9 protein-coding genes and 2 tRNA genes are annotated in these 10,657 nt (G+C 62.5%); 7 read left to right on the top strand and 4 right to left on the bottom strand.

Annotated elements, in window-relative coordinates:
- Window positions 1–348: 348 nt before the first annotated feature.
- From ACQRCJ_RS11190 to ACQRCJ_RS11175, 4 genes are all read left to right on the top strand, one after another.
- Window positions 349–1,692: an MFS transporter gene (locus ACQRCJ_RS11190; RefSeq protein ID WP_289616192.1), complete on the top strand. Its 1,344-nt coding sequence runs from the start codon at window positions 349–351 to the stop codon at window positions 1,690–1,692.
- 75 nt (window positions 1,693–1,767) lie between these two features.
- Window positions 1,768–2,679, top strand: coding sequence for an amidohydrolase family protein (locus tag ACQRCJ_RS11185; RefSeq protein ID WP_289616193.1), 912 nt, complete (start codon window positions 1,768–1,770; stop codon window positions 2,677–2,679).
- A 62-nt stretch (window positions 2,680–2,741) separates the two neighbouring features.
- A complete protein-coding gene (locus ACQRCJ_RS11180) occupies window positions 2,742–3,632 on the top strand; it encodes an alpha/beta hydrolase fold domain-containing protein (protein WP_427799819.1) in 891 nt (296 codons plus the stop codon).
- Between the two features lie 15 nt (window positions 3,633–3,647).
- Window positions 3,648–4,511: an NAD(P)-dependent oxidoreductase gene (locus ACQRCJ_RS11175; RefSeq protein WP_427799818.1), complete on the top strand. Its 864-nt coding sequence runs from the start codon at window positions 3,648–3,650 to the stop codon at window positions 4,509–4,511.
- Window positions 4,512–4,788: 277 nt separating this feature from the next.
- Here ACQRCJ_RS11175 and ACQRCJ_RS11170 read toward each other — a convergent pair.
- Together ACQRCJ_RS11170 and ACQRCJ_RS11165 are read right to left on the bottom strand one after the other, a co-directional pair.
- Window positions 4,789–4,865 (bottom strand) — tRNA-Pro (locus tag ACQRCJ_RS11170).
- Window positions 4,866–5,275: 410 nt separating this feature from the next.
- Window positions 5,276–5,351: transfer RNA gene (locus ACQRCJ_RS11165), tRNA-His, on the bottom strand.
- Window positions 5,352–5,571: 220 nt separating this feature from the next.
- Between ACQRCJ_RS11165 and murA the strand changes: the two genes are divergently transcribed.
- Window positions 5,572–6,822, top strand: a complete 1,251-nt coding sequence (gene murA, locus ACQRCJ_RS11160; protein ID WP_204625079.1) for a UDP-N-acetylglucosamine 1-carboxyvinyltransferase — start codon at window positions 5,572–5,574, stop codon at window positions 6,820–6,822.
- A gap of 22 nt (window positions 6,823–6,844) precedes the next feature.
- Window positions 6,845–7,600, top strand: a complete 756-nt coding sequence (locus ACQRCJ_RS11155) for a BON domain-containing protein (RefSeq protein ID WP_427799817.1) — start codon at window positions 6,845–6,847, stop codon at window positions 7,598–7,600.
- A gap of 145 nt (window positions 7,601–7,745) precedes the next feature.
- Here ACQRCJ_RS11155 and ACQRCJ_RS11150 read toward each other — a convergent pair whose 3' ends face one another.
- Together ACQRCJ_RS11150 and amrS are read right to left on the bottom strand one after the other, a co-directional pair.
- Window positions 7,746–8,249, bottom strand: coding sequence for a cob(I)yrinic acid a,c-diamide adenosyltransferase (locus ACQRCJ_RS11150; protein ID WP_304051668.1), 504 nt, complete (start codon window positions 8,247–8,249; stop codon window positions 7,746–7,748).
- Window positions 8,246–9,256: an AmmeMemoRadiSam system radical SAM enzyme gene (gene amrS / locus ACQRCJ_RS11145; RefSeq protein WP_427799816.1), complete on the bottom strand. Its 1,011-nt coding sequence runs from the start codon at window positions 9,254–9,256 to the stop codon at window positions 8,246–8,248. The genes ACQRCJ_RS11150 and amrS overlap by 4 nt, the downstream gene beginning before the upstream one ends.
- 283 nt (window positions 9,257–9,539) lie before the next feature.
- Between amrS and purM the strand changes: the two genes are divergently transcribed.
- Window positions 9,540–10,601 carry a phosphoribosylformylglycinamidine cyclo-ligase gene (purM, locus tag ACQRCJ_RS11140; RefSeq protein WP_204625075.1) on the top strand — a complete coding sequence of 354 codons (1,062 nt, stop codon included), beginning with the start codon at window positions 9,540–9,542 and terminating at the stop codon, window positions 10,599–10,601.
- Window positions 10,602–10,657 lie beyond the last annotated feature (56 nt).

The raw sequence follows: 10,657 nt of genomic DNA, 5'->3' as shown, positions 1-10,657 counted from the left end.
ATCGCTTTAATAGGTTATGCAGATCCTGCTAGGCTCTTTGGGGACCCTGCAGACCGGCATCCACAAAAGCAACATGTCCTCGACATGTACACCTTATGTACATTTCATGTATTCAAAAAGGACACTTGTATAATACTATTTAATAATATATTGAAATAATTTATAAATATTTTTGGCACAATCTTTGCTGCTTCTCTTGCCAATGGCGCACTCCGCTCTCCCCCAGCGGTCATACGCACGACGTTCTTTCGGCAAGGTCCTGACAGACAAAAAAGACGCGTACACGTCAGCTATTTTGGTCTGCAAATTTTCAAGAGGATAGTTCCTAGACAGAAAGGAAAACAGAAAATGGCAGAGAAGCGTCCCAACAACTATTTTGACGACATCCCCACGTCCCACAGACAGATAAAAGTCTTCATGATCATTGTTCTGGCCTATATCTTTGACCAGATGGACAATATGGTACTTGGCTATGTGGCGCCTTCCGTCATGCGTTCCTTTGGCATCGGCATGCAGGAATTTGCCCCTGCGCAGTCACTGTACTTCTTTGGCATGATGCTTGGTGGCATCGTTGCCGGCGTCATCTCCGACAAGTTCGGTCGCCGCAAGGCCTTCATGCTGGGGTGTTTCACCTTCTCCACCGCCACGATCCTGACCGGCATGACGGACAACATCTATACCTTCACCCTGTGGCGGGTGATCACGGGCTTTGCCGTCCTTGGTACCGGTGCCATCTCCTTCACCTATCTGGCCGAGACCATTTCCTCGCAGGACCGTTCCAAGTGGTCAGGCATCGTCGTGGGCGTCGGCCACATCTCCATCCCCTTCATCGGCTTCATCGCCATGGAAGTCGTCCCCATGGGGCCGGAAGCCTGGCGCTGGCTCTTCTACCAAGGCGTCATCGGTTACATCCCGCTGGTGCTTGCCTACTTCTTCATGAAGGAATCCCCCCGCTGGCTCATCGCCAATGGTCGCCAGGCCGAAGCTGAGGCCGTCGTGGAAGCCTACACCGGTGTGCCTGTAGATCTGACCGCGGTCGCCGAACAGTACCGCAAGACCGTTGCCCAGAAGCTGACCGTTGCCCAGACCTTCAAGAAGATCTTCGGCGACAAGAAGTATCTGTACCGCACCCTCGTGCTGTTCTGCGTGGCCGCCGGCCAGAACATCCCCTCCTTCGTCTTCCTGGGCTGGAACACCACGCTGCTGCAGCAGATCGGCATCTCCCAGGCCGACTCCCTGCTCATCTCCACGGTGGGCGCCCTGGGCATCCCGCTGGGCGTCATCGCTTCCGGCTACGTCGGCCCCCTGGGTGGCCGCAAGATCTCCATCGGTGTCCAGATCCTGCTGGTGGGCGCCCTGATCTCGGCCTACATGAACGTGGGCACCAACGTGACCATGCTCATGATCCTCTACTTCCTCTTCCAGTTCGTCTCCATGTGCTGCGCCATGTGCCTCAACCTGTACATGTCGGAGTCCTATTCCACCGAGATCCGCAATACCGGCACGGGCGTCGTCATCGCCGGCGGCCGCTGCTCCGTGGCCATTTCCCAGCAGATCGTCCCCTACCTCTTCGCCGCCTGGTCCTTCTCCGGTGTGTGCGGCTATATCGTGGCCCTGTGTATCTTCGGCGGCCTGGCCACCCTGCTGCTGGGCTGGCGTACCGGTAACGCGTCCCTGGAATCCGTCTCTTAACCGTACATCCCGGCAGGCGGGCCCGGAGGCCCGCCTGCCCGTCCAGTGCAACCACCTTTCGACAACGAGCCTATCATGAACAAGATCATCGACATCCACGCCCACCTCGGCGACATTTTCTGCGGACAGAACATCACCTTCCGGACCCGCCTGCAGCGCCCCGACCATATCGACGACAGCTTCGCCCAGAACGCACGCGACGGCTTCGTCTTCAAGGCGGAAGGCAGGACGGCGGAACAGCTCCAGGACCGCATGCGCGAAGGCCAGAACCGCCTGGCCCACGCCACCTGCGAAAACCTCGGCAAGAGCATGGATGACGTCCAGGCCGCATACAGCGTGGCCCTGCCCATCCTTCCCTATACGAGCTTCGACGAATACCTTGCGGCCTCCCGCCTGGATCCGCGCATCCTGCCCTTCTCCTGCCCCGATTATTCCCTGCCCCAGGACGAGACCCTGGAAAAGCTCCGTCAGGATATCGCCAACGGCGCACGCGGCCTGAAGATCCACAGTGTACTTTCCAACCTGCCCATGACCGATCCCCGCACGCTGGCCTGCATCGAGCTCTTCGGCAATGCGGGCCTGCCCGTGCTCTTCCATGTGGGGGTCAGCCACTATTACACCTTTGGCCAGCCCTACAAGGAGACCCCGGAATACGGCGGCCTGGACGATTTCATCACCGTGGCCCACATGTTCCCGGACTATGACCTGATCGCCGCCCACTGCGTCAACAACTACGTCCGGGAACTGGCGGAAAAGACTGCCGGCCTGAACAGGATCTATACGGATACGACCTTCTGTTCCGCCGCCAAGATCGCCGATGCCGTCGAGGTCATGGGCGACGACAAGATCCTCCTTGGTACGGACTATCCCTTCACCACCATCGCCGATGCCTATGCCCAGGTGGAGATCGCCCTGCGGGACAAGCCCGAAAGCCTGTACAAAGTCGCTTACGGCAATGCGGCCCGCCTGCTGCGCATCGAGGACTAGTCCGCTCCTTGCGGGAGGGCAGGCGCCTTCCCGCAAGCCCTCCAGACCGGAAAGGAGGTCACATGATCAGCAGAGAATTCCTTGATTCCGTCCGATGCACGGAAGACATCGTCTACAAGACGAGCGGAGGGCACCGTCTGCTCCTGGACCTGTACGGCTCCGCCAGGCCCTCCGGTCTGCCGGGGCCTTTGCTCCTGCTGCTGCACGGGGGCGGATGGTTCAGGCAGAGCAAAAAAACGGAGATCGTCCCCCGTTTCCTCAATACGGTCGGGGCCGACCTTATCAACGGTCATGGCTGGCAGATCGCTGCCGTGGAGTACCGCATGCTGCGGGAACATGCCGTGTTCCCGGACCAGCTCACGGACTGCTGCGACGCCGCACGCTTTTTCATCAAACATGCGGACCAGTATCATGTCGATCCCCGGAACATCTTCGCGGCGGGCTCTTCTGCGGGCGGCTATGCGGCCATCATGATGGCCAGCGAGACAGAACGCTGGAAGAATGCGCCCGAGCTGGCCTCGCTGCATGTCGATCTTGCGGCCGCCGTATCGTTTTCCGGTGTCCTGGACACCGCCTGGATCGTGGAGTCCGGGGACCGCAAAGTCGATGAGACCGGAGACGGCCGCATACGCTACTGCATGCAGTGCCTGCTTTCCCCCCAGCGCCTCCATGACAGGGAGCTCTGGAAAGAAAGCAGCCCCCGCAGCTATCTCCATGCCGGATCGGCCCCGGCCCTGCTCGTCTACGGTACGGCAGATTCCCTGGTCACGCCTGATCACGCTGCCGACTTTTTCCGCTACGCCAGATCGCTGGGCCTGGACTGGGAAGAGCTGCCAGTCATCAACGGGGAACACAATTTTGCCCCTGCGACGGCCGAGACACCAACGAGCCCCGACAGGCTCACCATCTATCGCACGGCACGGGATTTCCTGCTCAGACATGTCCGCCGGTGACAAAAGGATACGACTATGGCTGAAATCGCCTTCTTTGGACTGGGCACCATGGGCGTCCCCATGGCCATCAATCTGCTCAAGGCCGGGCATCATCTCCATGTCCTGCCCCATAACGGCCACATGGACGGCCCGCTGGCCGTCCAGGAATACGGAGCCTGCATCCATGAGACGCTGCAAGAGACCGCGGGGAATGCAGAGTTCGTCATCAGTGTCGTCCCTGACGATGCCGCCGTCAGGGACCTTTATCTGAATCAGGCCATGCTCGAGGCCATCAGGCCCGGGACCATCATCATCGAGATGACGTCCTGCTCGCCCGAGATCGTCCGTGAAGTGGCCCGCTTCTTTGCCGAAAAACAGGTCCGCCTTATCGACGCGCCCATCACGGGGGCCCTTCCCAAGGCCATCGACGGCACCCTGACCATCATGGGCGCGGGGGATCCCGCCGCCTTTGCCGCAGCTGAGGGCGTGTTCTCTGCCATCAGCGAGCGTGTCTTCCAGCTGGGAGAGATCGGCAACGGCAAGCTCATCAAGGCCATGACCAACCTGCTGGGAGCCATCAATCTTGCTGCTGTGGGAGAGTTCTACCGCTTTGCCCAGTCGGCCGGGCTCGACATGGAGACCCTGCAGCAGGTCGTCGCCGTCAGCGCCGGTGGTTCGACGCAATTCGAAAGGAACTTCAACAAAATGGTCGCAGACGACTACCGTCCGACCTTTGCTCTTGCCCTGCTTCGGAAAGACATGTCCATCGCTCTTGCCAGCGCCCAAAGCCAGGGGCTTTCCCTTCCCTTGTCGGAAGAAGCCTTTCGCCTTTTCAAGCTTGCGGCAGCATTCGATAAAGAAGACTGCAGCGCCATTGCCAAAGTCCCTGCCGGAGCCTAAGAGCCGGGGCAGCCTGCTGCAAAGCCGGCTGCCCTTTCTTTTTGCCTGAAGGCGCAGCGTACTGACGCTGCATCCCTGCGGGACTTCCCCCCAAACGCCTTCCGGCGGATACAGGCATCCCCCCGCCCTTCCCCCGCGGCAGCCGCCGGGCAGATGCGGCACTGTCCAGCCTGCCCCGATGCGGAGCGGGGCTGCTCCTGTTCCCTCAAACAGATCTTCGCAGCAGAAAAAACAAAAAGCGGCCAGCCTGTTACAGCTGACCGCTTGTTTTTATGTATGGTCGGAGCGACTGGATTCGAACCAGCGACCCCCTGCTCCCAAAGCAGGTGCGCTACCATGCTGCGCCACGCTCCGTGATGGGATGTTTTGTACGCAAAAGGCCCTGCTTTGGCAAGGGCGGCCCGTCTGGAGGCCAAGGGCGTTGCCTGCCCTGAGGGAAAAGCCGCCTCCTGCGGGACAGGACCGCGGGCCTCTCTCACTCGCCAGGCAGATGACGACCGCGGGCAGGGCTCCATCTATAAATAAGGACGAGAGGGAACAGGCAGGACGGGCCAGTCTCTTCCCTCCCCGCCGGAAAAGGATCTCCCGGAGGCCCTTTCCTGCGAACGAGGCATATCCCCTTCCGTGCACACGAGAATAAAGCCGGGATTTGTCCTTTCGGACTCCCGGCCCGGGCTCCCGGCACAGCGCCGCTGAGGGGCTGTCGGGCCATAACCAGCGGCAGAAAAAGAAAAACCCCGCTCGAAAGCGGGGGGATTTCCTTATGGGGCGAAAGATGGGACTTGAACCCACGGCCACCTGGGCCACAACCAGGTGCTCTACCAACTGAGCTACTTCCGCCGTAACGAAGACGTGTATACGCACATCCCGAAAAATATGCAAGCAAAAATTTACATTTCTCTTTCTGGATTTTTTATAGAAAAAAAACTAGCATCCGATACCGGCTCCAAACACCGTGTTTTGCCGGAGCACGGACCAGCCCCCGCACGGGGACGGGACCGCTGCCGCAACCCCCAGCATGCGCCGCAGGCCGGAGCCTGCAGGCCGCACGAGGATCCTGATGGACAAGCTTATTATCGAAGGCGGTACGCCGCTCAAAGGGACCATAGATATCAGCGGCTCCAAGAATGCCGCCCTGCCCATTCTTTTTGCCGGCATCCTGCTGGACGCGCCCATGGTCTACACCAATGTGCCCGATCTGCGCGACATCCACACCACCATCAAGCTCCTGAACGTGCTGGGCTGCTCCTGCAGCTATGACGATCATCGCGTGGAGCTGAAGCCCGGCAGCCTACTGCCCGAGGCTCCGTATGATCTGGTGCGCACCATGCGCGCCTCGGTGCTCTGTCTGGGCCCGCTGCTGGCCCGTATCGGCCAGGCCCGCGTGGCCCTGCCCGGCGGCTGCGCCATCGGCGCCCGCCCCGTGGACCAGCACCTGAAGGGCCTGGAGCTCATGGGCGCCACCTTCGAGCTGGAAGAAGGCTACATCATGGGCCATTGCGACAAGCTGCGCGGCGCCCACATCACCTTTGACATGCCCACCGTGGGCGGCACGGAAAACCTGCTCATGGCCGCCGTGCTGGCCGACGGCGAGACCACGCTGGAAAACGCGGCCCGCGAGCCCGAAGTGGTGGATCTGGCCAACTTCCTCATCTCCTGCGGCGCGCAGATCGAAGGCCACGGCAGCAGCACCATCCGCATCAAGGGCGTCAGCAGCCTGCGCGGGACGGAATATGCCATCATGGCCGACCGCATCGAGGCCGGCACCTTTCTGGTGGCGGCGGGCATCACCGGCGGCGAGCTGCTGCTCAAAAACTGCCCCTTCACCGAACTGGAATCCGTCATCGCCAAGCTGGAAAGCATGGGACTGGCCATCGAGCAGCGTCCCGAAGGCGTGCTGGCCCGCTACCAGGGCGTGCTGCGCGGCGCGGACGTGAAGACCCGCCCCTACCCCGGCTTCCCCACCGACATGCAGGCCCAGATCATGGCCCTGATGTGCCTGGCCGAAGGCTCCAGCATGGTGGAGGAGAGCATCTTCGAGAACCGCTTCATGCATGTGCTGGAGCTGGTGCGCATGGGCGCGGACATCAAGATCTCCGGCCATACGGCCATGGTGCGCGGCGTCAGCCGTCTGACCGGCGCCCCGGTCATGGCCTCGGACCTGCGCGCCAGCGCCTCGCTGGTGCTGGCCGGTCTGGCCGCCCGCGGCACGACCCATGTCCAGCGTATCTACCATCTGGACCGCGGCTACGAACGCATCGAGAACAAACTCAACGCCGTGGGTGCCCGCATCCGGCGTGAAAAGGAATAGCGCTCCGGCGCAAGGAGGATACATGCGTTACATCGTCCCCCTGCTGCTTCTCTGCTGCCTCATGCTCAACAGCGGCTGCGGCATGCTGTACGGCGTGTACGACGACCAGCGCCTGGGCGGTACCATCAGCGATGACAAGGAAATCTCCCTGGGGGTCAAGTCCGACCTCATGGACGCCAATCTTTCCCAGGGCTGGGGCATCAAGGTCTACTGCTATTACGGCCACGTTTTCCTGGTGGGCGAAGCTCCCGAAAAGATGCTCTCCCAGGCCATCCGCATTGCGCGCCGCCACAAGGGCGTGCGCTCCGTCACCTCGCACTGGTTCACGCCGGCCAAGAGCGATACCGGCGACTTTGTCCTGGCCACCAAGCTGCGCACGGAACTCATCGGCACCTCGGGCCTGAGCTCCACCCGCATCGATACGGAAGTCAACGCCGGGCGCGTGGTGCTGCTGGGCGTGGTCAAGGATGAGGCCGAGCGCAAGCTGGCCATCCGTGCCGCACGCCAGGTGGAAGGCGTCAAGCAGGTCATCAGCTATCTGATGCTGCCCCAGAAGCAGGCCGACATGCCCGTGCCCAAGGGCCAGGTGGTGCCCGGCGCGGGCCAGGGCACACAACCGGCGGCCACGCCCGCCGCGGCTCCGTCCACGGAACCGGCCGCCCAGCCCGCGGCCCAGAACGTGCCCACCATGCCGCCGGCCAACTCCTCGCACAAGCTGACCCCGCCCACGGCACCGCCTCCGCCGCCGGTGGGCGACGAGGCCGCCGGGGCCGTCTAACCCAAACTCCCCAGGATCTTCGGGGCCACGCCCCGTCATGAACGATCTTCCTTCATACGAAGGGCCCGCTCCAGTGATGGAACGGGCCCTTTCCTTTTTTAATGTGCACGGCAGGGGACGGCCGATACCGGCAAAACGTCCCGCCCTAGAATTCGATGCCCGGCGCGGCCTTGATGCCCGCCCGCCAGGGATGTTTGATCTCGCCCATTTCCGTGACAAGATCGGCGGCCTCCACCAGCCAGTCCGGCGCGTCCCGGCCGGAAAGCACCAGATGGCACCGGGCACGGCGCGCCGCATCCATGAGCTCTTCCACTTCGCTCCGTTCCAGGATGCCCGCTTTCAGAGCGTAGAGCGTCTCATCCAGCACCAGCAGATCCAGGCGTTCCAGACGCTGCCGGGCCCAGTCCAGTGTGGCCAGGGCCGCTTCCCTGTGGGCGGGGCGGTCTTCCTCGCGCCGCAAAAAGCCCTTGCCGCCGGCCAGAAAATCATCTCCCAGCAGGCGCGCGAGAATGGTCTGTTCCCCGGCACAGCCCGGCTGCTTCATGAACTGGCCGAAACCCACGGCAAAATCCCGGCCCAGGGCCCGCATGGCCTGCCCGATGCAGGCGCTGGTCTTGCCCTTTCCGTTGCCCGTATAGACGATGATCATAATTCCCATACTCCCGGCAGCTTGCTGCCGCATCGCGGACAGACGCCTGTGTCCGTCCTTATGATAACCTGCCATCCCTGCCGCTCCAGGCAGGGGGCGCCACACTGCGGGCAGAGCGTGTCGCCGCCGCCCGCGCAAAAGACATTGCCCGTATACACGAAGCGCAGTCCCTCTTCCAGACCGATGTCCCGGCAGCGCCGCAAGGTCTCCGCCCTTGTGGCCGGATGATCCGTCATGCGGTAGGCGGGATGGAAAGCCGTCACATGCCAGGGCGTGTCCGCGCCCAGCTCGTCGCGGATGAAGCGTGCCAGCGCCCGCAGCTCCGCCTCCCCGTCATTGAGACCTTCCAGGATGAGGGTCGTCACCTCCAGCCACCAGCCCAGCGCGCGCATCCGCACCAGATTGTCCAGCACGGGCCGCAGGCGGGCACCGCAATAGTGATGATAGAAGTCCTCGCTGAAGGCCTTCAGGTCGATATTGGCCGCCCGCACCAGGGGCCCCAGCAGCTCCAGACAGCCGGGGCTCATGAACCCGTTGCTCACCAGGAGGGACGGCAGGCCCCGCTCCCGTCCCAGCGCGGCCGTGGCCGCCAGCAGTTCCACGAAGACCGTAGGCTCGTTGTAGGTGAAGGCCAGGCTGCGGCAAGCAGTGCGCAGGGCCGCCTCCACCAGCATCTCCGGCGTGGCTTCGTGCCCGCGGATGCGCTCCTGCTCCAGCGGGTCACGGGAAATATGATGGTTCTGGCAGAAGCGGCAGGAAAAATTGCATCCGGCACTGCCCACGGAAAAGGTCCGGCTGCCGGGCAGGAAATGATACAGGGGCTTCTTTTCCACCGGGTCGGCCTGTACGCCCGTCACCAGCCCGTCCACCAGCGAGAGCGGCTGCCCCTCGTGGTTGGAGCGCACACCGCAGCGTCCCCGCTGCCCAGGCGAGAGCACGCAGGCATGGGCGCAGAGCCCGCAGCGCAGCCTGCCATCCGTCAGCCGTGTCCACAACATGCTTTCCATAACTGTCCTCCCTGGCGGCCTGTGCCGGTCTGACGGCCGATGACACTGTCCCTCTCGCCCTGTCCGCATCACCCTGCACCGGACCGTCATCCTCTATGTACGGGCCCGGCCCTGCCGCCCGAAGAAAACAGGAAGCCCGCCACTCCGGTATATCAGGGGAAAATCTCGGCTGCCACGAGAAAAAAGGTGACCGAAAATCTCCCCCTGCCGGGATTTCCCCCAAAAAGCTGCTTGGGATTCGGCAAATTTTTTGCTAGGGTGTCTCCCACCAAGGAGGATACTCATGTCCACAGATCGCGCAAAAGCATATACCGAAGCCGGCGTCGATATCCAGGCCGGCAATGATCTCGTGGCGCGCATCAAGCATCTGGTGCAGCGCACGCATACCAAGGGGGTCATCTCCGACATCGGGGGATTCGGGGGCCTGTTCAGACCTGAAATCGGCAACATGAGCGACCCCGTGCTTGTTTCGTCCACCGACGGCGTGGGCACCAAGCTCAAACTGGCCTTTGCCTTCAACAAGCACGATACCGTGGGCATCGACCTCGTGGCCATGAGCGTCAACGACATCCTGGTCCAGGGGGCCACCCCCCTGTTCTTCCTTGACTACTTCGCCACCGGCAAGCTGGATGTGGATACCGCCCACACGGTCATCAGCGGCGTGGCCGAAGGCTGTCGCCAGTCCGCCTGTGCCCTGCTGGGCGGCGAAACCGCCGAGATGCCCGACATGTACGGCGATGGCGAATATGACCTGGCCGGCTTCTGCGTGGGCATCGTGGACAACGCCAAGCTGGTGGACGGTTCCGGCATCCGCGTGGGCGACAAGATCGTGGGTCTGGCCTCTACCGGCCTGCACTCCAACGGCTTCTCGCTGGCCCGCAAGATCCTGGACAAGAGCGGCCTGGGCCCGGACGATCCCTTCCCGGGTGCCGGCGGCGCCACCGTGCGTGACGTACTGCTGGCCCCCACCCAGATCTATGTGGAAGTGGTCCGCTCCCTGCTGCGCGACCTGGACGTGCGCGGCATGGCCCACATCACCGGCGGCGGCTTCTACGACAACATCCCGCGCGTGCTGCCCAATCAGGTGGAAGCCCACATCGACTTCGGCAGCTGGGAAATGCCCCCGGTCTTCAAGTGGCTGCACGAAGTGGGCGAACTTTCCTGGCCCGAGATCCTGCAGATCTTCAACGGCGGTATCGGTTACGTGCTGGTGCTGCCCGAAGAGCAGGTGGAAGAGACCATCAACCGCATCCAGGCCTTCGGCATGTCCGCCTGGTCCATCGGTACCATCGCCCGCCGCAACGGCGACGGCGAACAGGTGGTCGTCAACTTCGACAAGGCCTAGCCTCGTCCTGCATCCGATCCTCAAGGGGGAAGGCCTGCGCCTTCCCCCTTTTTTCT

Origin of the sequence: Desulfovibrio sp. SGI.102 (genome assembly GCF_050314315.1) — a bacterium.
Taxonomy (GTDB): Bacteria; Desulfobacterota; Desulfovibrionia; order Desulfovibrionales; family Desulfovibrionaceae; genus Desulfovibrio.
The sequence above is the reverse complement of the archived record's forward strand: the minus strand, read 5'-3'. Positions and strand labels throughout refer to the sequence as shown.